This is a genomic window from Halobaculum roseum (genome assembly GCF_019880245.1).
GTDB classification, from domain to species: domain Archaea; phylum Halobacteriota; class Halobacteria; order Halobacteriales; family Haloferacaceae; genus Halobaculum; species Halobaculum roseum.
In genome coordinates this window covers 292780-315998 of record NZ_CP082288.1, presented here as the reverse complement: position 1 = coordinate 315998, position 23219 = coordinate 292780, and the positions used below count along the sequence as shown (strand labels likewise).

The 23219-nt window shown below is 64.1% G+C and carries 24 protein-coding genes; 12 read left to right on the top strand and 12 right to left on the bottom strand.

Translation table 11 applies throughout. From position 1 onward, the window contains the following. Positions 1-14: 14 nt before the first annotated feature. Positions 15-299 carry a cupin domain-containing protein gene (locus K6T36_RS17840; RefSeq protein ID WP_321170482.1) on the top strand — a complete coding sequence of 95 codons (285 nt, stop codon included), beginning with the start codon at positions 15-17 and terminating at the stop codon, positions 297-299. A gap of 55 nt (positions 300-354) precedes the next feature. Here K6T36_RS17840 and ddh read toward each other — a convergent pair whose 3' ends face one another. After that, the gene (gene ddh, locus K6T36_RS17835; RefSeq protein WP_225935261.1) at positions 355-1284 is read right to left on the bottom strand and encodes a D-2-hydroxyacid dehydrogenase; all 930 of its coding nucleotides are present in this window, start codon (positions 1282-1284) and stop codon (positions 355-357) included. Positions 1285-1392: 108 nt separating this feature from the next. Further along, positions 1393-2757, bottom strand: coding sequence for a hypothetical protein (locus K6T36_RS17830; protein ID WP_222923970.1), 1365 nt, complete (start codon positions 2755-2757; stop codon positions 1393-1395). Positions 2758-2958: 201 nt separating this feature from the next. Between K6T36_RS17830 and K6T36_RS17825 the strand changes: the two genes are divergently transcribed. The 5 genes from K6T36_RS17825 (at position 2959) to K6T36_RS17805 (ending at position 5470) form a co-directional block, all read left to right on the top strand. Next, entirely contained in the window at positions 2959-3369 is a 411-nt protein-coding gene (locus K6T36_RS17825; RefSeq protein WP_222923795.1) for an SRPBCC family protein, read from the top strand. 114 nt (positions 3370-3483) lie between these two features. Beyond that, positions 3484-3801, top strand: coding sequence for a CGCGG family putative rSAM-modified RiPP protein (locus K6T36_RS17820; RefSeq protein ID WP_222923794.1), 318 nt, complete (start codon positions 3484-3486; stop codon positions 3799-3801). Positions 3802-3885: 84 nt separating this feature from the next. Further along, complete coding sequence (locus K6T36_RS17815) at positions 3886-4509, top strand: DUF7998 family protein (protein ID WP_222923793.1); 624 nt, start codon at positions 3886-3888, stop codon at positions 4507-4509. 178 nt (positions 4510-4687) lie between these two features. Then, positions 4688-4951, top strand: a complete 264-nt coding sequence (locus tag K6T36_RS17810) for a DUF2249 domain-containing protein (RefSeq protein ID WP_222923792.1) — start codon at positions 4688-4690, stop codon at positions 4949-4951. A 165-nt stretch (positions 4952-5116) separates the two neighbouring features. Then, entirely contained in the window at positions 5117-5470 is a 354-nt protein-coding gene (locus K6T36_RS17805; RefSeq protein ID WP_222923791.1) for a helix-turn-helix transcriptional regulator, read from the top strand. Between the two features lie 107 nt (positions 5471-5577). Here the strand turns inward: K6T36_RS17805 and K6T36_RS17800 are convergent, their stop codons facing one another. Together K6T36_RS17800 and K6T36_RS17795 are read right to left on the bottom strand one after the other, a co-directional pair. Further along, positions 5578-6162, bottom strand: a complete 585-nt coding sequence (locus K6T36_RS17800) for an NAD(P)/FAD-dependent oxidoreductase (protein WP_222923790.1) — start codon at positions 6160-6162, stop codon at positions 5578-5580. Positions 6163-6350: 188 nt separating this feature from the next. Next, entirely contained in the window at positions 6351-6662 is a 312-nt protein-coding gene (locus K6T36_RS17795; protein WP_222923789.1) for a hypothetical protein, read from the bottom strand. 456 nt (positions 6663-7118) lie between these two features. Here K6T36_RS17795 and K6T36_RS17790 point away from each other — a divergent pair, with 456 nt between their 5' ends. After that, positions 7119-7796: a hypothetical protein gene (locus tag K6T36_RS17790; RefSeq protein ID WP_222923788.1), complete on the top strand. Its 678-nt coding sequence runs from the start codon at positions 7119-7121 to the stop codon at positions 7794-7796. Between the two features lie 17 nt (positions 7797-7813). Then, a complete protein-coding gene (locus K6T36_RS17785; protein ID WP_222923787.1) occupies positions 7814-8260 on the top strand; it encodes an Hsp20/alpha crystallin family protein in 447 nt (148 codons plus the stop codon). A gap of 716 nt (positions 8261-8976) precedes the next feature. On the opposite strand, the gene K6T36_RS17780 is transcribed toward K6T36_RS17785, so the two are convergent. Then, entirely contained in the window at positions 8977-10242 is a 1266-nt protein-coding gene (locus K6T36_RS17780; protein WP_222923786.1) for an orc1/cdc6 family replication initiation protein, read from the bottom strand. Positions 10243-11314: 1072 nt separating this feature from the next. On the opposite strand from K6T36_RS17780, the gene K6T36_RS17775 reads away from it, so the two are divergent. The 4 genes from K6T36_RS17775 (at position 11315) to K6T36_RS17760 (ending at position 16758) form a co-directional block, all read left to right on the top strand. Next, on the top strand, positions 11315-11884 hold the full coding sequence (locus tag K6T36_RS17775) for a TRAM domain-containing protein (protein ID WP_222923785.1): 570 nt from the start codon (positions 11315-11317) through the stop codon (positions 11882-11884). A gap of 390 nt (positions 11885-12274) precedes the next feature. Beyond that, a complete protein-coding gene (locus tag K6T36_RS17770) occupies positions 12275-13336 on the top strand; it encodes a TAXI family TRAP transporter solute-binding subunit (protein ID WP_222923784.1) in 1062 nt (353 codons plus the stop codon). Positions 13337-13561: 225 nt separating this feature from the next. Then, entirely contained in the window at positions 13562-14023 is a 462-nt protein-coding gene (locus K6T36_RS17765) for a DUF1850 domain-containing protein (protein ID WP_222923783.1), read from the top strand. Beyond that, entirely contained in the window at positions 14020-16758 is a 2739-nt protein-coding gene (locus K6T36_RS17760; protein ID WP_222923782.1) for a TRAP transporter permease, read from the top strand. Before K6T36_RS17765 ends, K6T36_RS17760 begins: the two co-directional genes overlap by 4 nt. A gap of 13 nt (positions 16759-16771) precedes the next feature. On the opposite strand, the gene K6T36_RS17755 is transcribed toward K6T36_RS17760, so the two are convergent. From K6T36_RS17755 to K6T36_RS17725, 7 genes are all read right to left on the bottom strand, one after another. Next, positions 16772-17917 carry a TrmB family transcriptional regulator gene (locus K6T36_RS17755; RefSeq protein ID WP_222923781.1) on the bottom strand — a complete coding sequence of 382 codons (1146 nt, stop codon included), beginning with the start codon at positions 17915-17917 and terminating at the stop codon, positions 16772-16774. A 64-nt stretch (positions 17918-17981) separates the two neighbouring features. Beyond that, positions 17982-18434: a universal stress protein gene (locus K6T36_RS17750; protein WP_222923780.1), complete on the bottom strand. Its 453-nt coding sequence runs from the start codon at positions 18432-18434 to the stop codon at positions 17982-17984. Between the two features lie 111 nt (positions 18435-18545). Beyond that, entirely contained in the window at positions 18546-18743 is a 198-nt protein-coding gene (locus K6T36_RS17745) for a hypothetical protein (protein ID WP_225935260.1), read from the bottom strand. Between the two features lie 115 nt (positions 18744-18858). Continuing rightward, a complete protein-coding gene (locus tag K6T36_RS17740) occupies positions 18859-19977 on the bottom strand; it encodes an ABC transporter ATP-binding protein (protein ID WP_222923779.1) in 1119 nt (372 codons plus the stop codon). Continuing rightward, on the bottom strand, positions 19974-21029 hold the full coding sequence (locus tag K6T36_RS17735) for an ABC transporter ATP-binding protein (protein WP_222923778.1): 1056 nt from the start codon (positions 21027-21029) through the stop codon (positions 19974-19976). Before K6T36_RS17735 ends, K6T36_RS17740 begins: the two co-directional genes overlap by 4 nt. Further along, complete coding sequence (locus tag K6T36_RS17730; RefSeq protein ID WP_222923777.1) at positions 21030-22217, bottom strand: ABC transporter permease; 1188 nt, start codon at positions 22215-22217, stop codon at positions 21030-21032. It abuts the gene before it with no gap. Then, positions 22204-23214, bottom strand: coding sequence for an ABC transporter permease (locus K6T36_RS17725; protein ID WP_222923776.1), 1011 nt, complete (start codon positions 23212-23214; stop codon positions 22204-22206). The genes K6T36_RS17730 and K6T36_RS17725 overlap by 14 nt, the downstream gene beginning before the upstream one ends. Positions 23215-23219: the final 5 nt, after the last annotated feature.

Here is a 23219-nt window from a genome sequence, read left to right as displayed (position 1 = left end):
AGATCCGAACGCTCATGGACATCGAAGGACAGCCCCACGCGAACGTCTTTCCCGATTCGGAGCCGAAGACGATCCGACTCCGACTCTCCGAAGGCGACGAAGTCGCGCCGCATTCACACCCCGGCCGCGACATCGTCTTCTACCTCGTCGAGGGGACGGTCGAACTCCAGCTCGACGACGATCGACACGAGGTGACCGCCGGCGACATCGCCCGGTTCGAGGGCGAGCGCGAGATATCGCCGCGCGCGCTCGAGGACAGCACTGCGCTGATAGTCCTTTCACCCCGATCCGAGGACTGATCACCCAGACGCTGACGGGGAATCCGATCGGAATTGGACGGTGTTCAGTCCGGTCTTAGGGAACTGTGTTCACCGGCGTCTCGCCGGCTCGGACACGGCGGACGCTTTCGCGGACGATCGAGGCGACATGGTCAACGTACTCGTGGGTGAACGCTCCGCAGTGAGGCGAAACGATCACCTCGTTCATGTCCCAGAGCGGCGAGGATTCGGGCAGCGGTTCCGTTTCGAACACGTCTAGGGCCGCGCCGGCGATGTCCCCGCTTTCGATGGCCGCCACGAGCGACTCCTGTTCGACGACTTCGCCGCGAGCGACGTTGATCAGGTAGGCGTCCTCGCGCATCGCGGAGATGACGGCGCGGTCGATAATCCCGCTCGTCTCGTCGGTCAACGGGACCGCCGCCACAACGAACCGTGCGTCCGATACCGCGGTTTCGAGTTCCGAGGGCGTATACACGCGGTCGACGCCCGGTTCGGGGGTGGGTGTCCGTCGAACGCCGTCAACGTCGAGTCCGAGTCCGGTCAGACGATCGACGATCCCGCGCCCGAGACTCCCGAGTCCGACGACACAAGCGCGCTCGCCCGCGACCGTCCACGCCTCGTTCCACTCGGGTTGTGACCAGTTCGCCCGGCGTTGGTTCGAGACGTGGTCGTGGAGCCGGCGGGCGAACGCGAGCACGTATCCGGCGACGGTTTCGCCGATCGCGTCGCCGTGGATCCCGGTGCTGTTCGTGAGAACGACGTTCGCCTCCGAGAGCCGGTCTCGCGGGAACCTATCGACGCCGGCCTGGACGGAGTGGATCCATCCCGTATCGAGGAATCGCTCGTCGTACGCGAACGTAACGACGCCGTCGAGGCTGTCGGTCGCCGAGCGGGCCTCGTCGAGAACGACTGTCTCGACGGGAAGATCCGAAAGGGCGTCACGAAGCACCTCCGGTGGGAATAGGGTCGAAACGGACGGGTCGATGCCGAGTGTATCGAGTCGCACAACTGCGACATCGTCGGCCATGACCTAACTCTTGGTTCGAACTGGTTCGTAGCGGAGCGCTCCTCGGGGTCCTGTGGCTCGTTGTGACACCACCGTACCGGTTCCATCCTACTTGCTCGGGTCCGATTCGGCGGCTTGTACGGCCTTCCGTCGTGGGTCGAGCGATCCCAACAGGATCTGACTCAGGGAATGCGGGCTGTGTATTCGGATGACGCGAAGCATGTTTGCGGCGAAGACGACGACACCGAGCGTCACAAACCCGCCGCCGATCACCTGAACGCTCGACGGGAGTTGAAGCCAGTCGGAAAAGACGAGCACGAGCGTCCCCACGACCAGCAGGGTCGCGTCCGCGGCAGCTAATCGATCGTCGTAGAGATCGTCGATCATGGGTACGTCCTCGAACCCGAGCAGGTCGCTGTATCGGTGAACCCAGACGATGAACGGGACGATGTGATAGAGGGTTCCGAGGACGACGAACCCGACGGTACCGAGGACGAAGAGGTGGACGGCCGTCGGTGCACCGAACAGGGAGTCTGCAGCGGTCGGATCACGCAGCCATGTCGGGACGGTAGCCAGCGCCCACGCGGTCAACGCCGGGACGACGACCGCGTATCGCGTGTGCATCGGCGTTCGGGGAACCTGCATCTCGAACAGTCTCCGGGCGGTGACGATGGCGAACGCGACCGCCGCCGCCAACACGAGTACGCCGCCGACACGAGCGACGATCACGATATCGACGAGACGACCGAGCGCGAGAAGGACGACACCGACAGGGTGCCCGAGTTCCTCGACGGGGCGGAGGTAGTCATCGATCCCGTGGAGTTCGGTCTGCGTGAACATCGTCCCCAACTGGTAGAGCGCGCCGTAGACTGTCGTGAGCACTGCACCGAACACGGCGAGCGTCGCGTGCGCCATGACGACGTCCCCACGAGCGATCGGGAGGTCTCCGAACACCGGTCTCGTGAATCCGATAGCGAGCAGCAGGCCCAGGGACGTGAGCAAGACGAAGAACCCGAGCGCGGTGAGAAAGTGCCGCTCGGTCACGTCGTACGACTCCATCGGAATCATCGTCCGGACGATGTTGTAGACGAAGGTCCAGAACCCGGCGAGCATGAGGATCCCGAACGGAACGAGCCACCCGAGCATGTTGAATACGAGAGCGATACTGAAGCCCAATATCCCACAAGCGACGAGTGCCAACTGCACGGTCGCGAGCCGACGAGAGTAGAGCGTCACCCCGGACCAGACCGGCACGAACTGCGTCATCGCACCCATGATAGTGAGGCAGATCCACCCCGCCAATAGCAGATGGACGTGGACGAGCGTTCCAAGTCCGGGAACGGCGTCGGCAGCGATCCCGATGCCGACAAGCACACCCCCGAGGAGGAATCCGAGCCCCACGACGAAGTGACGCAACGGGACCGTCATCGGGGGTTGGTGATCCGTCTCGATGTTTCCCGGCATCGCGCCCATACCGTTCGCTAGCGCGTCCGTCTCCCTCACTGTCTCTCCGAACATATTCGCGGAAGGGACCGTGTTGATCGAGAATGTACGCGACACTACAGTGTCTGTGAACACCCGCAGACTGTGACGTGATCCGGAACACGGCCGAAGGGGACCGTTCGTTCACCGGGATCGATCACAGTGTGTCGGACACTGTTTCACAGGTTCACCATGCACTCAGTCACGATCACCAGAACGATAGACGCGTCGCGAACCGATATCCGGGAGGCGATGCTGGAGCTCGAACGGTTCACCCTCGCGGCAGGCTTCGACGAGGTCGACGTAGACGGGCGGACGATCCGCGTCGCCAACGCGGTCGGCGTCGCCGAGATCGAACTGGAACTGGCCGTCGTCGACGACCCTGACGCGGCCTTCGCCTACGAGCAACGCGAAGGGATCTTCGAGGAGATGCGGACCGCGTTCACACTCACGTCGGTTCCGGACGGTACCGAAGTCGAGGCGACGACCGAGTTCGCCCTCGATATCCCCCTCGTCGGTGGTGTTCTCGACGCGACCCTGATCAAACGCCAGCGTCGAACCGAACTGGAGGCGCAACTGGACTACATCGAGGAGGCCATCTGAACGCGATTCGTGGCCTCGGTATCGTTAGCGAACGGGAGAACAATGGAGCACAGAGTGCGGTAACGAAGATGTTCGGGCGGCTGTTTACGGGTATCGGAGACGTATCATCGAACGATGAGCACCCACGACGACCACGACCACGGGGACGTCCAACCTGTCACCGACCGAGTTCACGACACATCGTGGTCCGCGAACCTCGAGAAACCGGAACACGCTTCGGATCGCGACCTGGTCCGTCGACAGGCGGTCGACGCGATCGAACACACGGCCGGCGGAAACCACGTCAATTTGGTCACCCATGGCGATCACGGGCATCCGTCGGAATACCTTTACCCAACGTTAGAGGAGGAGTTCGACGGGAGCGACCTCGACTGGGAGTACATCGAACAGTGCGGCTGTGGCGGACACGTTGTTCGCGTCCACGTCCCCTGATCAGGGTAGATCCGTCTTCGATCCACCTGTGCCGCGAACATCTCCGGGGTTACTGGTACACTGGTTGACGACCTAATCCTGCATATGCCGGGATTCCCGTCCCCGTTCGGTGACGACGACGGTTCGCTGTTCGATAGCTACGGCGAGTTCGTACCGGATACCCAACCGACAGTCTTCGAGTTTCTCGAGGGGCACGACGTGCTCGATGGGCGCGATCACGCCGCGTTCCACAGACTGACGCGTGATATCTTCGAGGAACGGAAGGTCTACGACATGACCTTCAATTACAACCTCGCACGACTGAACCTCGACACCCGTCATCGAAGCGCGGGATACCGGTATGCCATCGAGCGGGAGGGCGGCGAGAACGTACTCTCCGAGGATCCAATCGAGCGTGTCCTTCGGGCGGAATTCACGCCGACCACGCCGTTTTGCCCCCAGACGCACACGCTGACGATCGGATCGTTCCGGGCGTGGAACGGCCTCTCCGACCGGCACGAGTACGATCTCGTCCGAGTCCGTGCGGCCCCGATGCACCACCTAAGCGACGCGATCAACGACCAACTCGCGGAACTCGAGGAGAAGTACATCGAGACCGGCGACGTGACCGTCGTCCCCGAGGACAGCCCCGATGTCGGTTCGAACCCGACCGAGCGACCGATGCAAACGGAGAATGCGGGTCGTGGGACTCCCGACGCACCGTTCTGAATCCGATCGTGGCCGGGGTCACGCGAATTCATAGGGGGAACTCGGTCCGACGGTCCCCCGATCGACACGTCGCCATCGAGTCGGGGACATCGCGACTTCGTCACCTCGGCGTATAGTCGCCGATCGAAAGAACATATTCGGGACAACCGCTTGGATAGCGGGAGTTGGATAGTCTACCATGGACGCGATCGGCGATATCGTCGCGGAGACATCCGCACCGAACGACCGGCATCGTGAGACGTTGGACGCACGGGAGCTCCCACCGCCCCAACCGCTTCAGAACACGCTGGAACGGCTCGCGGAGATCGGGGACGACACCGTCTTGGTTCAGCTCAACGATCGCGCAGCTCAACACCTGTATCCGAAGTTGACCGACCGAGGATACGAGTTCGAGACGGTCGAAACCGACAGTCGGGTCGTGACGGCGATCTGGAGAGACTGACAGAGGTGACATTCGACTTCGTCTGCTCCAAGCCGTCGTCGTGGTAACATCGGTGTAACTGGGTGACGTGAACGCCCGGAAACGGGTAAGTCATCCCGACCCGTAAGAAGACATGAGTCCTCACGTCCGACCCAATCGGAGGGCCGATGGCGGATTTCCTTGACTATGACCGGCACCCATCAGACGCAATCGACGACCGAATCGGCGGAGAACGGCGCTGCAACTACGGGAACGGCGACCGACGGATCGGCGCCGGATACCGACGTCTTTGCCGACCTCCCGCCGAGTGCGAAACTCGTTCACTTCGTGTTGGATCGCGACGACCAGCGAACACAGACGCAACTGGTCGAGGAGACGGCCCTGTCGGCCCGGACCGTTCGGACGGCCCTCGGTCGACTCGAAGACGCAGGATTGGTGGACGAGTCCATCTGTCTGCGCGACGCTCGAAAGCGGGTGTACTCCCTCACGGATGACGGTGCGACTGCTGGTGACGCTGTGGACGTCGAACTCGAAGTTTGACAACACACAGCAGCTCTCACTCCTCCGTCAGCCGCGTTCGCTGAAACCGAGAGTCATCCTCCCGTTCAGAAATCGGCGGTGGCCGATTCGTTCCCGAGAGCGATCAACTACTCCCCGTCGGCCATGCCGCCGAAGACGGCGTCGGCGTCGCTCGGGACATCGAAGTCGTGGTAGTGTTCACCCTTCTCCTCCGAGAGGATGTTGAGCGCCGCGGCAGCGCCGTCGCCCGCCGAGATGACGGCCTGCCACTCCTCGGCGCGAACCATCGCACCCGTCGCGTATGCGCCGTCGACGCTCGTCTCCATGGTCACGTCGACGTCGACGACATCGCCGTCGAACGCGCAGCCGAGCGCCTCGGCGAGATCGCGCTTGGCGCCGGTCGCGAGCACGAGATACCGTCCCTCGACGTCGTCATCGTCGGTCTCGACGCGGAATCTCTCGTCGGCTTGCTCGACATCGGTCGCCTCAGTTCCCTGGAGCCGCTCGACCTCGAAGGAGTCGACCTGCTCCCGAAGCGTTTCCAGGAACGCGGAGCCGTCGACCGAACCGATCCCGGGGTAGTTGAACAGATGGGCCTTGTGCAGCCACGTCCCGTCCGTGTCGAGGACGGTCGCCTCGAGCCCGTTCTTCTGTGCGAACAGCGCCGCGGTCAGGCCGGCGGGACCGCCGCCGACGATAACAACATCGCTCACATGAACGACATCTCCGTCGGCGACAATAACAGTGTGGCCCCCGGAAGCCCGAATACACCCCTCAGCGGCCGGCGAGTCTGGCGATACTCGATCCATCGCGAACGGCCAGTTAGGTATCGTCCCGCCGCGAGGGGAACGCCCGCGCGTCGTTCGGACGTCAGGATCGACAGGACGGAACGCCGACGGCGTCAGTCGCTACCGTCGTCACGCGCCGCGATCCGGTCGGTGTCGCCGTGGGGGTCCGGGAGCGATTCGCGGTGGAGGTGATACCACTCGGCGAGCGTGCCCCGCGTACCCTTCGTTTCGACGGTGACCGAGCCATCGAACCCCCACTCCGCCCGGTCGGCGTCGTCGCCGAACGCGAGCGGCACTTCGACGCGGAGGTCCTCGGCCGAGATCGTGACCCCGCCCTCGCGTTCGATGCCCTCGTCGATAGCCAGTTCCAAGACGTCGAGCCAACGCTCGGGGACTCGTCGCGACGCTCTCGTGTCGTCGGTCATACAACCCACTACGGGTTCGGGGTACCTGTTGGTTTCCGTATCTCCGCTCGATCTGGGTGCGGGTAAGTTGTTGCGCCGGCGGTGATCGCTGGTCGACGTGTCCGATCCGTCCGTCGTATCGTGGACGAAGGGACGTACTAGTTGTTTGTTTGATAAGATGGAGTGTTCGTGTTACGATAGCGGAAGTGCACACCGCAGTACGTCGATCGTATGGGAGTATGATCCATCTACGTTACGCGAGTCCCACGTCATCACGGATCACTAAGTGCGAACTTCGTGTGAGTAGGTCCGGTGTCGAAGTTACCGACTGGTTCATAACAATACTGGTGCCGACACGCTTCTCGTATGCTTCGCAAGGAGCGCGCCTCGGGAATTCAAGTGATGCTAACGTGTGCGTGATTCCGTCGCTGTGTACGGATATCGCATCGGGGGGCGTCAACGCGAAGCGAACCACCTATGAGCCAGATTCCGCAACAGCAGCCCGGACAGTACGGTACCGAGTCTAGTGTATCTACCAGTCAGCAGTCCCAGTTCGGTCAGCAGCCTCAGTACGGTCAGCAGTCGCAATTCGGCCAGCAGCCACAGTTCGGACAACAGGGGCAGTTCGGTCAGCAGCCCCAGTTCGGTCAGCAGGCACAGCCGAGTTACCAGATCCCGCAGGGACAGTCACCGCCCATGCAGACACAGCTTCCGGCAGTGAGCCAAGGAAGTCAACAGGCCGGATCCCCCTCGCAGCAGGTGGCGCAAGCCGACGGGCGACAGATCGCCACGGCGCTGCAGGAACTGGAACGCACTCTCGATCAGGCGAACGTGTACGCGCTGGAGAACGGCAACTCCGCCGTCGCACGGATCACCGAGGATCTGGAGACGATGATCGAAGCCGAGCGCAAGCTGATCCTCCGCCGGTCCCCGTTCGCGGAATCGTTCCGCCAAACCGTCGCCCAGAACCTCCAACAGGCGCTTCAGGAGCTCCACCAGCAGCCGAACGATCCTGCGCATCAGGAGCTGATCGCGCAGATCCAACAGGCCTCGACGGCTCTCCAGAACGGATCGGTGCAGATGTCGCCGAGCGCGCAGGGACAGCAGTCCCAACTGGGTCACCAGTCCACCCAGTCGCAGCACCCGCAGAAGTGAACACCTGAGAGATTCGGATGTCCAGTTTCCCATTCAACGAAACGCAGGTCGAGTCGCGCGGCGGCGAGACATCGCAGGCGACCGACTGGAGCGTCACGCAATCCACACAGGAACCCACGTTCCAGCCCAACCAACAGCGGTTCGCGTACCCGGACGTCGACATCGTCGACGCGGGCGACTCGGTCATCGCCTACGTCGACCTCCCCGGCTATGACGCCGACGACATTCGGGTGCGTATCGATCAACAGACGCTGTTGATCGACGCAACACGCGAGGAGGAGATCGGAGAGACCGACACCGTCGTCGCGCGCGAGCGCCCGACCACCGTCGAGCGGATGGTTACGCTCCCGGCGGTCGTCAGGGCCGGCGGCGCCGAGGCGGAACTCAACGACGGCGTGTGTATGATCTCGCTGCCGAAAGCCGCGACGGATCGATACGAGGAGATTCACGTCAAAGGCGAGTAGGTCGGAGGCCGTCCGGCCGTCTCCGGCGCAGGCGACCGGAGTGCGGTCGACACCCTCCGATCGGCCGGATCGGTACGTCGGTCGCCACACCACCATGTCCGCTGTTCCCGGTGAGTCGAGTGGGAAACAGCGGACGATGTGGTGTCGTTGATATCGGTGGGGAACTGTTCTCGCTGCTGTCGTGGATGTCGAGAACCACAGCGCGGGATCGCTGATCGCATCGAGACGATAGAGTAGATCAGAGTGAGCGAGGATTCTACGGGGCGTATCGGAGAAATACGCGACGAGTTCTAGTGGTGATCCCGAATTCGTCCAGCCTTGTCGACACCACAGTGTCCGCTGTTGTGACGAACATTGTTGAGTCGAACGTTCCGTCAGTTGTCGGAACGACGGCCCGGAGACCGACGGATGACTGGTCGGCCTACCGTCCTCGGATGGTCGATCACACCACCATGTCCGGAGCTTCCACACCACTGTGTCCGGAGCTTTCATCACATCGCGACCGACGTATCACACCACCACGTCCGCCGTTCGAAGCCCCCGGTTCCGACTCGGCTGGTCGCGTCCTTGAGTAATGTCGGGTCATCGTTCGACGTGTCCCCTATCCTCAGTTGACTCTCCTCGCTTCCTCACCCGTTTTCCACACCACTCCGTCCGCTGTTTCTGTATCGCTGCTGCGGCTGCGCGCGAGCAGTACCGATGTCTCAGGTCGACGGTCAGTCTTCCGCGAAGTCCGTGACGCGAGCGTCGGTGAAGTCGTCGTTCGGGTCTTCGACGAGGAACTCCTTCACCGACTGGTGAACGCCGACGTCCTGAACGGTGTCGGCCATCGCGTCCAGGAGCAGGTCTACGTCCATGTCGAGGGCGTACTCGCGATAAGTGCCGCCACGGCGGCCCTCGTTTCGCTCAGTCACGGAGATGATACCCAACATCGCCAGTTCGGAGAGATGATCGCGCATCCGGCGGGGAACGAGCGGATCGCGGTCGGCCATCTCGGCGAAGCGAGTGTACCGCGGGCGGACGTCCCGCGACCGGACCGGGGCCTCGTTCTCGAGATCGAGGGTGAGGAGGGCGTAGAGAACGAGATGCCCGTGCTGGGTCAACCCGGTGATCCCCTCCTTTATCCGACCGCGTTCGAGCGCGCGGCGTCCGCGTTCGACGTGTTCCTCGGCGACTCGTTCGGTGTCGTCGTCGCGAGCGAGGTCGCCCGCCTTCATCAGAAGGTCGATCGACTGGCGGGCGTCACCCGCGTCCTTCGCCCCGTAGGCGGCACACAGGGGGATGACGCCGGGATCGAGGACGCCGTCGTGGAACGCGACTTCGACGCGTTGTTCGAGGATCTTCTGGAGATCCGTGGCGTCGTAGGCGGGGAAGTGGATCTCCTGTTCACACAGCGAGGACCGAACCTTCGGGGAGAGGTCGTCGCGAAACGAGAAGTCGTTGGAGATGCCGACGATCCCGATCTTTGCCGTCGAGAGGTTCCCGTTGGCCCGGGCACGCGGGAGCTGATAGAGGATCGAGTCGTCCTCGACGTGATCGACCTCGTCGAGGACGATGAGGATCGTCCCGCCGCACTCGTCGAGTTCGTTCCACAACATCTCGTAGACGCTGGCCCGTGGATAGCCGGTGGTGGAGATCTGTTCCGTGTCGTCCCGGAACTCGTTGACGAGCCGCGTCGCGACCTGGTACGAGGAGGTCAGCCCGTCACAGTTGAGCGCGACGACGGTGAGTTCGATGTCGTCGTAGTGTGCGGCGTCCTCCTGGAGGTGTTGCAGAAGGTAACGCGTCGCCGCGGTCTTCCCCACCCCGGTCTTCCCGTAGAGGAAGACGTTGTTCGGCTGTTCCCCGTTGATCACGGGTTGGAGCGCGGCGCGGTAGGTGTCGAGCTCCTCATCGCGCCCGACCAGCTGCTCCGGCTGATAATCCTCCCGGAGGGCGTCGCGGTCGCGGTAGATATCTGTATCCCGCTCGAACATCCCCATTGGTAGTCGTCGGTACATACGTGGGACGAATGATAAAACCACCGCGTCCGGAGTGTCCGGAGCGTCCGCCGTTTCCGCAGTTCCCGGGTTGTATAAAAACTATATAACAGGGGTAGGGACACACCCCCTCCACTTTGTCCGCTGTTCTGGCGATCAGGTGTCCCCCAGGGGGGAGATGACTGATCTAATACTCGGTGGTTTTATACCATACCAACTCGAGTTAGTCCGTATGGCAACAATAGTTGTGTTTTAATTGGAGTTTATGAAATGTACTAGAACTAACTGAGCTCGTTCCGGCCGGAGAACGTACGACTTCATCGACGGGGACACTCGTTCGCGAGAGAACGGCGGACATTGTGGGGGGAGAGTGTCCGACGGATCGGACGCACCATTCGATGAATAGATACCGAACAACGGACCGGAATACGGCAGGAAAGCGTCTGTCCTCGAGGTTCGATTCACTGAGCTCACACCACCGTGTCCGCTGTTCCGTCGTTTTGTTTCGTTCCAATAACGGCGGACATCGTGGTGTGTCTTCGAGAGACGGGGTTCCACTGCTGTCCCCTCCCGACGATATCCACGCGAGTTCCTCGTTCGTGACGGCGTGGATTCGTGACGACGTGTGTTCATCATCCGCGACGACATGTCGTCACCGTTCACGACGGCGATCGGGGTCGGAACGCCGGCGAACGTGCGAATTCGAACACCACAATGTCCGCGGTTCTGTTCCCTTCTCCGCGCCACTCCACCGAACTTCCCCTGTAATCCTATTTCGAGCGGACCCGATCGTACAACGTGTTTCGGCAGAAACTGCGGACACGGTGGTGTTGGCGTGAACGGACCACCGATCTTCCGGCAATTACGGCGGACATCGTGGTGTGGCTTCCGATGAGTGGCCCGGTGGAGTCATGGACTGAGCCTTGCGGTCTCTCACGGTGTTGGTCGAGAAGAACAGGCACTGAACAATCGGTCACTGATGGTTGGTTCTCCGGGTTTTCACGTCGAATGACCGATCAGTTACAGCATCGGGGACACGTAGGGTTAACATAACTGCGGTGTGAACCCCAAGTGAATGGAGATATCAGAGGATCTACGCTGTGTATTCAGTGCCGAAGTGGAGGAGCAGGACGGGTCGTACGTAGTAGAGGTACCGAAGCAGGAAGTCCGTCTGGAGACGCTTCGTCCCGAACACGTCTATCGCGTGGCCATCCTCGGTCGACGCGAGGGCGGGGACGTGGGGGCACCCACCGACGACGATGTCGACGGGGCAACCAGTGACGCGGGGACCGACGAGGGTGATGGGTCGGCCGCGCCGTCGACTGACCGCACGAACCACACCGACGTCGACGCCTCGCCACGTGCTACGTCGTCCGAGTATTCGGGGGAGCCCTCCGATACCACGGACGAGGCGGACGGGACCGGCGAACCGGAGCCGCCGGTCGATCGTGGCGACGAGGTGACCGTGGACATCGAGGGGATCGGCGACCAGGGCGACGGGATCGCCCGTGTCGACCGCGGGTACGTGATCATCGTCCCGGACACCGAAAAGGGCGAGCGGGTCCGGATCAGAGTCACGAGCGTGAAGCAGAACGTCGCGTTCGCGGAGGTCGTCGAGCGGGTCGAACGACACCACTACGAGTAGACCACTTCGATCCACGATAACTCACTTTACCGCTCACCTGACGGCTCGTGCTTGAGGTCGGGGCTACGTGTTTCGACGAGCACCGTTTCGGATGGATTCTCGGGGAGCGAAGCCTGCACGGGCGTTGATTCGGTCCATCCCGCTCCCAACCCCTTCCCGACCTAGCAAGAACGAACGCTTTACGCCGGACTTGGAGTTCTCTCCGACTCGAAATCGACACGCCCCACCTCAACGGAGCGGTCCACTATACCGACCAATACGAGTCATAATATGACGATATCCGAATCCCATCGATATCTCACCGACTACTATAATACAACAATACGTAATTATTTAATATATTTAATCAGACTAAAGATATAATCCTCTGCTACGTTGTCGTGAAGTGGTATGTCACCCGAAGAGACAAGACGGAAGTTCCTGCAGACGACCGGCATCGCGAGTGTCGCCGGAATCACCGCGCTCGCCGGCTGCGCCGGAAACGGTGGCGGTGGCGAGGACGGCAACGGAGACGGCGGTGACGGTGATACGCCTACGGAGGGCGACGGGGATGACACTGAGACGCCCACCGAGGCAGACGACGGAAACGGGGGGGCTACCGGTCGCCTGAGCTGGCACGCCGGTGGTACCGGCGGCACGTACTATCCGCTCTCCAACGAGATCAAAACGGTGGTCGAGGCGAACACGGACTTCACGCTGAACGTCCAGTCGACCGGCGCGAGCGTCGAGAACGTCGGGAGCCTCGCGAACGGAACGGCGGACTTCGCGCTGATCCAGAACGACATCGCGTACTTTGCGAGGAACGGGACCGGCATCGACGTGTTCCAGGACAACGCGATCGAGAGCCTCCGCGGTGTCGCGACGCTGTACCCCGAGACTATCACGGTCGTCACGCTCCAGGAGACCGGGATCGAGACGCTGAGCGATCTCAGCGGCACCACGATCAACACCGGCGACCTCGGGTCCGGAACGCAGGTGAACGCGAACCAGATACTCGAGGCGGTCGGCATCACCGACTACACCGAACAGAACGCCGGCTTCGCGCAGGCGTCCGAACAGCTCGCGAACGGCGACATCGACGCCGCGTTCGTCGTCGGCGGCTGGCCCGTCGGCGCGATCGAGGACCTCGCGAACACGAACGACATCCACATCGTGCCCATCGACGGCGACAACCGCGAAGCCGTCAAGGAAGCGGCCTCCTGGTTCGCCGACGACACGATCCCCGGCGGAACCTACAGCGGCGTCGAGGAGGACGTCCCGACGGTCGCAGTCCAAGCGATGATCGCCACCCACACCGGCGTCGAGGCCGGCACGGTCGAGACGATCACGGCGGCCATCTTCGACAACCTCGACGAACTGACGATCAAGACGGACTTCATCACGGTCGAGAGCGCACAGGACGGCATGTCGATCGAACTCCACGAGGGAGCCGCCGCGTACTTCGACATGTAACCCGAGCGACGCGCCGAGCGACCCGCCCAGAATCGCGTTCGGGTCGAAGCCCGAACCCCGGCCGGGACGGACCAGACGGCGCGCGAACGGAGAGTATTGTAATTCTCCGCGCGCGCACGCGTCCTCGACCCTCACACCGGTGCCGTCAACGAGCCGCTCAGATCCGCTCTCACGGTGACTCCCCCCACGCTACCCCGACGTCGCGCCGTTTCGATCCTCCTAGCGATGGCGACGGTTGTCGCGGGAGTCGTCGGCGGAGTTGCCCTCGCGGCCCCGACCGGACAGGTCCTGGTCGTCGAGGACGTCGAGACGGGCGAACACTACCTCGCCCACCCCGTCGACGACGGAAGCACGGTCGCCTTGGAGTACATGCACAGCGTCGAGCGATCCCGAGTGTACGATGAGTACCGCGTCGAGGGTGAGACGCTCGTGAACACCCGGATGGAGTTCGACTCGTACGGCTGGGGGCTGCCGTCCGGGGCGAACGTCACGAACCGAAACGGGACGCTGGTGTACGAGCCGGAGGGATCGATAACCGAACTCGATACGTTGCTGGTGTCCCCCGGACGGATCGCGGGTCACACGCTGATCGTCGACGGTCGGCGGTACGACTTGGTCGGAGAAACGAACGGTCGCGACGTTCGGATCCACGTCGAGCAACGCACCCTGACGGACATATTCGCATGAGTACGAACGACGCACCTGACGACGACACGCCCGAGGACACCGAGGACGGGACCGCGGAGGAGATCGAGGCGCTCTCGCCAGAGGAAGCCGAACAACTCGTCGACGAGATCGAGCGCCGACGGTCCCTGACGGGACTCGCGGCCGTCGCGGTGTCGGTCGTCGGGATCTGCTTCTCGGTGTTTCAGCTGTATCTCGCGGCCCGGAGCTTCACCTTCACGATCCCGCTCCCGCTCGTGGCGGACATCCAGGTGTCGCTGCAACTGCTCCAGGCGAACGCCGTCCACGTCGCGTTCGCGCTGGTACTCACGTTCCTGCTGTTCCCCGCGAGCATGGGCGACGGGTTCGTCTCCCGCGGCCTGGGAGGCGCCGTCGAGACGGTCGCCGATCGACTGGGTCGCGAGAACCCCGCTTCGCGCGCGTTCGAGGGCCTCCGAGGCGTGTTCCGGTGGGCGTTCGTCGACCCCGATCGAAGCCGTGTCACTCCCTTCGACGTGGCGTGTATCGTCACGGCGATCCTCTCGGCCGTCTACTTCCTGACGGAGTTCTCGGAGATCCGTGACATCCGGTTCTTCGGGCTCACGGCGGGCCGCCCGGTCACGGAGGTGTACCCGTTCCTCGACCCAGTCTTCGGGGGCGTTCCCGTGGTCGGCGAGTTCTCCTACTCGTTCGCGCTCGGCATCGCCGGCGTCCTCCTCGTGTTGGAGGCGACCCGCCGGACGCTGGGGCTCCCTCTAATGATCATCGTCGCGACGTTCATCGTCTACGCTCGCTGGGGGTACCTCATCAGCGGAAACACGCCATTCATCGGCCTCCTCGCGATCCCGGAACTGACGTGGCCCCAGATCGTCCAGAACCTCTGGTACAACACCGAGAACGGGGTGTTCGGCATCCCGGTCACGGTCTCGGTCAGCTTCATCTACATCTTCATCCTCTTCGGGTCGTTCCTGGAAATGAGCGGGGCGGGTCAGTGGTTCATCGATCTCGCCTACGCCGCCACCGGCGGGCGCAAGGGTGGTCCCGCGAAGGCGAGCATCCTCGCCAGCGGCTTCATGGGGACCATCTCGGGGTCGTCGATCGCGAACACGGTCACGACAGGCGCCTTCACGATCCCGCTGATGAAGCGTTCCGGGTACTCGCCGGAGTTCGCCGGCGCCGTCGAGTCGTCGGCGTCCTCGGGGGGACAGATCCTCCCGCCAGTGATGGGCGCGGCGGCGTTCCTCATGGTCCAGTACACGGCGACGCCGTTCGCCGAGATCATCATCCTCGCGACGATCCCGGCGATTGTCTTCTTCTTCGGCGTCTGGGTGATGGTCCATCTCAAGGCCGTTCAGGAGGGAATCGGCGGCATGCCAGACGCCGATCGGGAGTCGATGGTCGACCACCTCAAGCGCGGGTGGTTCTACCTCGTGCCGATCTTCCTCCTGCTGTATTACCTGATCATCGAACGGCTCTCCGTCTCACGGTCGGCGTGGTTCACCCTCGTCGCGCTCGTCGCGCTGATCACGGTCATCGCGGCCTACAGCGACGAGACGCGTCTCATGCTTGCCGCCTCGCTCGCGGTCATTCTGGGTGCCGAGTTCGCCAGCCACGTCGTCGCCGGCGTCCCAGTAACGGGCCTCCTCGGCGGAGGCGGCGCGGTGGGACTCCCCCCCGCAGAGGCGGCGTCGGTACTCCTCGGCAGGATCGGCTGGTACGCGATGCTCGCGGGCGTCGTCACCATGCTGATCCACAGCGACGTGCAGTCGAAGGTGCTCGATCTGAACCCCACCGTGCAAAACACCGCGGAGTCGGTCGGCGAGCGGACGGGCCGCGACCTCGGCGACAACCAGCTGTTCCGGGTCGGCTCGTTCGTCGTCATCTCGATGGAGGAGGGCGCTCGGACGGCCGTGCCGGTCGTCGTCGCGGTCGCGGCCGCGGGCATCATCCCGGGCGTCATCAGCGTCTCCGGACTCGGCCCGAACCTCACCTCGCTGCTGCTCGCACTCTCCGGGGGTTCCATCGTCGTGATGCTGCTCGTGACGGCCGTCTCCAGCATCATCCTCGGGATGGGGATGCCGACCACCGTCACGTACATCATCCTGATATCGATGCTCTCGACGCCGCTTGTGGAGTTCGGTATTCCCCTGCTGGCTGCGCACCTGTTCATCCTCTATTTCGGCGTCATCGCCGACATCACGCCGCCGGTCGCGGTCGCTGCCTACGCAGCCAGCGGGGTCGCCAAGTCCGACCCGTTCGAGACGGGTGTGAAGGCGTTCTCGCTGTCGCTGAACAAGGCGATCGTGCCGTTCGCGTTCGTGCTCGCGCCGGGGATTGTCCTGCTGCGCGAGAAGGCCGACGCGGCGGACCTCCCGCTGCGCGAGCGGTATCGAGTCGTCGACTTCGCCGACCTCGCGGAGCTGTCGTACTCGGTGCCGGAGATCCTGGTGCCGGTCGTCGGGGTGTTCCTCGGCGTCGTCGCGCTCGGCGCGACCGTCATCGGCACGCTGTACACTCGCGTCGGTCGCATCCAGCGCGCCGGCTTCGCGCTCAGTTCCATCCTGCTGATGGCGCCGGGACTGCTCTCGGCGACCGTCTTCGACCTGCTCGGGCTCGTCGGCGTGACCGTCACCGTCGATGCGCTCCTGCTCGACCTCACACTCCGGGCTGTGGGCCTGATCGTGTTCGTCGCGCTGGCGGCGCAGAACCGTCGGAAGCTCCCGGCGTCGCGCGAGCGGGCGGAGACGACCTCGGCGTAGGGGTCACGACCCGCTACTCCGCCCGCCGGAGCGTCAGCGACTCCGCCCGGAAATCCTCCATAAACGACCCGGGGCCGCCGAAGGTCACGACCCCGTCGGCCGTCTCCAGGTGGATGCTCATCTCCAGCGTGTATCCGTTCGTCGAGGGCGGCACGAGCGCCTGTCGGATCTCGACGATGTCGCCGTCGAACGTCTCGCCGCTGGCGGTTTCGACCGTCGCGGCGAGGTCGACCCCTCGACGATCCCGGAGGAACGCGTGGAGGACGGCCTGTCGGAACCAGTCGTACGACCCCGGGAGGGGGTCGGGATCGGTCACCGACAGCTTCGTCGAGGCCGGCCAGTAGGCGCTCAAGAACAGTCCGCCGACGGAGCCGTTGAGGTGGCGGTGGGAGACCGTGACCGCGTCGGCGTCGCGGGCACCGTTCGACAGCATCTCGGAGTCGCCGATCATCGCGGCGTCGGTGTCGACGGCGTACAGCACCGGCAGGCGTTCGTCCCAGTATCGGACGACGGTCCCGGAGCCCGAGAACTCGGCGGGGGAGGGGGATCCGTTCGTCACTCCTCCGATGAGAAGGAACACGAGCACCCCCCGATCGACCGCCGAACGGAGCTCCGACTCGACCTCCGAGTAGGCGGATCGCGGGACAGCGACGAGCGCCTCCGACTCGGCGTCGGCGATCGCGGATCGGAGGCGTTTGAGCGCCGTCGCCCGCGCCTTGACGATCCGTATCTCGGGTGCGCGGTCCTCGGGCGAGTCGAATCGGGCTTCCAGCGAGGGGGTTACCGATTCGAGCCGGTCCGAGAGTTCCGAGATCGCCTCTTCCGGCGGGAGCGCCCTGATCCGCGTCGGCGAGGCGTGGTCTTTCACGCGCACGAGGCCGCGGCGTTCGAGCCGATCGGCGATACTGTAGACGGCCCGCTGTGAGACGCCGGCCCCCTCCGCGACGACGCTCGCCTTCGTCTCGCCCCGCGAGAGCACCGCGAGGTACGTGTCGACCTCGGCGCTCGACAGTCCGAACACGCTCAGCTCTGACCTGATCTCCTCGTCGGTTCTGTTGTACGGGTCCCCTTCGTCGGCGGGCGATCGGTCGGGGATAGGCTGGGTGTCGCTCGTCGGGGTTGGGGTCGACCGGTTGTCACTCGACGGGTCGTCGCTCATTCTGTCGAATGGGTGGATCGCATGCGGTTCGGGTCTTCAGTCGATACGATGTGAGGTCTACCGCTCAGTTCATCTCGGCGGTAACGAAGCCGTTGAAGTTGAGCAGTACCCGCTGGGTTCGGTCGCCGAAGACTGCCTTCCCGGTCGGGGACCGCCGCTGGCCCGGAAGGAAGACGTGATCGCAGTCGGCGTCGTCGGCCGCGTCCATGATCGTCACGGCCTGGTCGCCCGACTCGGCGATCTCCGTCCGGAGGCGATAGCCGACGTCGCCGAGCACGTCGGCGGCGGCGTCGTCGATGTCTCCCGAGATCCCTTCGAGGGCGGACCGGTCGTCGTACGTCGTTCCCTCGACCTTTCCGATCGCGTCGAGGGTCTCGGAGACCTCCTGATACTCCTCGGGTGTCGCGAGCGCGAGTACCTCGACGCTCGATCCATCCCCTGAGGCGAACGAACGCGCCCGTTCGAGCAGTTCTCGGTCCCGCTCGGCGTCCTCGACGACGACGAGTGCACGTCCCATGTTTGCTGAAATAATCATTCAAACACCACGGTCAAAATACTATCGGCGTCATATCGGGTGCAGCCGGGATCGACGGGTGCAGCCAGGGTGCGGGTGGGCCGTCCGGCGTCGCTACCCGAACAGTTCCTCGAACGGATCCCATCCCACGTAGATGCACACCGCGGACCCGAGAAGCGTGATCCCGAGCATCACGAAGCTCAACATCGCTATCACGAACGTGTCCGATCCTGGTCGGATCGTGGGGACCGACAACGCGAGCAACGCCAACAGCACCGCGCTGGAGACGAAGAACGCGCGGACGACGATCACGATCGATCGCGCCGAGCGATCCGGACACTAGTCGTCCGAATACGGTCGGTTCGGCCCTCCGTCGGAGTGACGGAAGCGGACGTGACGATATCGGGGGTGAACGGGGGGATCACGGTCAGTCGTTCACCGCCTCTAAGTCGGTCGATTCGACACCGTCGAGCGGTTCGCTTTGCCAGTACTCGTGATGGGGATCCGTCCGGTGGCAGGCCGCACACCGGTCGCCGGGTGCGGCGTCGTCGTCGCCGAGATCCGGGGCGTCGGTCGTACACACCTCGCGAGCCTCGGGACATCTGGTGTGGAACCGACACCCCGAGGGCGGGTCCACCGGGTCCGGGATGTCGATCGACCGTACCGGGGGATCGGCCATGCGTTGGGCCGAGGGATCCAGGTCGGCGGTCGCCCACCGCAGCACCTTCGAGTAGGGGTGTTGCGGGTCGTTCAGGACCTCCTCCGGCGGGCCGATCTCGACGATCTCGCCGAGGTACATGATACCGATGCGGCCGCCGGCCTCCTTCGCGAGGTAGCGGGCGTTCGACAGGTTGTGCGAGATGAACACGAAGGAGGTGCCGAACTGCTCTTGCAGCTCCAACAGCAGGTCCATCGTCTCCACCCGCAGGGACACGTCGAGCGCCGAGACGGCCTCGTCGGCGAGGATCACGTCCGGGTTCATCAGTAGCGCCCGCACCAGCGCGACGCGTTGTTGTTCGCCGCCGCTCAGTTGGTGTGGGAAGCGGTGGGCGTAGTCCTCGGGCGGATCCATCCCGACCCGGTCGAGGAGCGCGAATATCCGCGCTCGTCGATCCTCGGTGGAAAGGTCGGACTCCCATCGCTTAAGCGGCGCCTCCAGTGTCGTGAGTACCTTCCGGTTCGGGTTCAGCGCCGCTCCGGGGTCCTGGTGGATCATCTGCAGCGACCGGCGGATGTCGCCGAACGGCACCTCCACGTCGTCGCGGCCGTCCTTGGCGTCCCACACGTCCTGGCCGCGATACTCGACGCTGCCCTCGGTCGGGCGCTGGACGCCGATGATCGTCTTGCCGAGTGTGGTCTTGCCACACCCGGACTCGCCGACGAGCGCGAGCACGTCGTTCTCGGGAACGTCGATCGAGACGTCGCTGACGGCCTGGACCCGCTCGGGCTCGCCGAACAGCGAGTCGACCAGTCCCTGCTCTTTCTCGAAGTCGACGCACACGTCCTCGAGGGAGACGACCACGTCGTCGCCCGCGGGGGTGCTCACGAGTCCGTCACCTCCTCGATATCGAACGGAACGGCCTCCTCGGCCTGCTCGTGGTGGAAACAGGCTGTCCGATGGTCGTCGTCCACTTCGACCCACGGCGGCTGGTCGTCGTGGCACTCCTTGGTTGCGAGCGGACACCGTGGCGCGTAATGACACCCGTCGGGGACGTGCGCCGGGTTCGGCGCGGTCCCCTCGATGGGCCGCATCGTGTCGGTCGGCGCGTCGAGGTTCGGAACTGCTTGCAACAGCGCCCGCGTGTACGGATGCTGTGAGTTCCTGGTCACCTGCTCGCTCGGGCCGACCTCTGCGAGTTCGAAGGCATAGAGGATAGCCAGTCGGTCGGCCAGCCCCGCCACCAGCGGGAGGTCGTGGGTGATGAACAGGATCGTCAGGTCGTACTTCTGCTTGATGTCGTCGAGGAGGCTCAGGATCGACCGCTGCATCAGCAGGTCCAGTGCTGCCGTCGGCTCGTCCATCAGGAGGACCTGCGGCTCCAATATCAGCGACAGCGCGATCAGCGCGCGCTGGCTCATCCCGCCGGACAGCTCGTGAGCGTAGGAGTCGAGGACCCGGTCAGGGTCGAGATACAGGTCTGACAGGAGCTGTCGAGCCCGCTCCATTCCCTCCTCGACGTCGTAGTCGTGTGCCTCCAGCGTCTCCTCGAAGTGCCCCCGGATCGACATCGTGGGGTTGAACGATGACAGCGCCCCCTGGAACACCATCGACACCTCCTCCCAACGGAACTGCTTCAGTTCATCGTCGGATAGGTCCAGGATATCGACGGGGTCGCGTCCGTCACCGGGGTGGTACGTCACCTCCCCGGTGGTGATCCCGGGCTCCTCGACTGCGTCCATCATGGCGTTCGCCAGCATCGACTTCCCGCTGCCGGACTCGCCCACGACGCCGAGGATCTCCCCCCGGCGCAGGTCGATGCTCACGTCGTCCAGTACCATCGCCTCCCGGTGCTCCAGGTCGTATGTGACGCTCACGTCGCGGACCTCGATGATCGGGTCCGCGTCAGCACGTGCCGTCGGTTCGGTTGCTGTCTGCATTCAGATCCCTCCAGTCGTGTTCGACGAGCTCTCGTCGTCGTCGGCGATCGTGTCCGCGTGGCGGGCGCGCACCCGCGGGTTGAAGATCCGGTCGGCGCCCTGTGCCAGCAGCGTCAGCCCCAGCGCGAGCACGATGATCGTCACCATCGGCACCAACAGCCAGTGGAACGCCGCCGGCGAGGACGTCGCGCCGGCGCGGTTGACCGCGGCGTTCATCATGACGCCCCAGTTGACGCTGTTGTACGGGAGCACGCCCAGGAAGTACAGGCCGACGGAGCCGAAGATGACCGCTCGCGCCTGCTGGACGAAGTTCATCGTGATGTACGGCATCAGATTCGGAACGATGTCGCCGGAGATGATCGTCGGCGTCCCCATCCCCATGATGCGGGAGGCCTCGACGTACTCGGCGTCGCGCAGCGTCAGCACCTGCGACCGGATGGCACGCGCCAGCCCGGCCCAGGCGTTGACCGTGATGAGGATCCCGATGACGACCGGGTTGCCCTCGATCTGCAGCGCAGACGCCAGCACGATCGTCAGCGGAAGCCCCGGGATCGTCATCATGATGTCGGTGACGACCATCAACACGCTGTCGGTGGTTCCGCCCTTGTAGCCCGAGATGGTGCCGAAGACGGTTCCGAGTATCACGGTGAACACGGCTCCCGAAGCGATCATCGTCAGCATCGACGGCGTCGCGTACACGGTCTGTGAGAGCAGGCTCACACCCGAGGCGGTCGTCCCCAGCGGGAACTCCAGCGTCCGAAACGCCCCGACCAGGTAGCCGCCCTGGTTGGGCGAGGGCGCCGCGATGAGCATCTGCCCGACCGTCGCCATCAGCAGGTACAGGATGACGACGAGCACACCCGTCCGCGCGCGCCAGTCGCTCCAGACGATCCGTGCGGGTGCGAGGACCCGCTCCTCGAGCCATTGCCGTCGGCGCTCGCCGGCGGTCATGGAGACGTCGGCCTTCTGCTGGAACTCCGAGACGGCCGACCCGCCGTCGGCGGCGACGCGCCCGTTGCGGGCGTGGCCTGAGATCGCGCTCCCCCCGGGCGCCCACTCGGCGTCGGCGAAGCGGTCGGGATCGTCGGTCAGTGCCTCCGTGACCGCGTCGACGCCATGGTCGGCGCCGTTCGTATTCGTCTCGGCATCGCCGGAGGCGGCCGCGCCGTCACGTTCAGTAGGACTCACGGGTAGCACCTCCTTTCGCCCGCGGGTCCAGCCAACCGTAGGTCAGGTCCGCGATCGTGATGCCGATCACCATCGCGACGGTGATGATGATGAACCCGCCCATCATCAGCGGGTAATCGCGCGCGTTGATCCCCTGAATGAGGTAGAAGCCCACTCCGGGGTACGCGAAGATGTTCTCGATGATCACCGCGCCGCCGAAGACGGTTCCGATGGCGATCATCAATCCCGTGTACATCGGCAGGATGGCGTTGCGCGCGACGTACCGCATCGCGATCCGTCGCGTCGACAGGCCGCGCAGGCGGGCGACGCGCAGATAATCCTCTCCGAGGACGCGGATGCTGTTGCCACGCATCGAGAGCGCCCAGCCGCCGAAGCCGACCAGTGCCATCGAGAGTATCGGAAGGGCCCCGTGGTGGAGCACGCTCGCGATGAACGGGAGGTTGAACCCGACCGTCAACTCGGACGCGTACCGTCCGCCGGTCGGGAACAGCTCCATTCGGTATCCGAGATACGAGATGAACAGCAGCGCGAGGACGTACCCGGGCGTCGAATTCAGCACAAGACCGACACCCGTGCTGGTAACGTCGAACGTCGATCCCTCGCGGTAGGCCATGAACGCACCCAGCGACACCCCGACGGTGAACGCGAGGAACAACGCCGATGCTGTCAGGAAAACGGTCCACGGGATTGCCGGCCCGATGATCGACATCACCGGGTCGCCGTACCGCGTGGAAACGCCGAAATCCCCTTGCAGCATCGCGGCCATGTACTGGAAGTACTGGACGTACAGCGGTTCGGATACCGCGATGTTGGTCTGGGCGGCGATCCGCGCGTTGATCTCGGCCGTCGATAGGGAGCTTCCTCCCTGCTGGAGCGCTTGTGCCCGGAGGTACGCGAGCGGGCCGCCCGGGAGGAGTCGGATGAGACCGAAGCTGGCCGAGATCACCACGAAGACGGTGAGCACGGATTGGCCGAGCCGTTTCAGTACGTAGCTCATCGGTT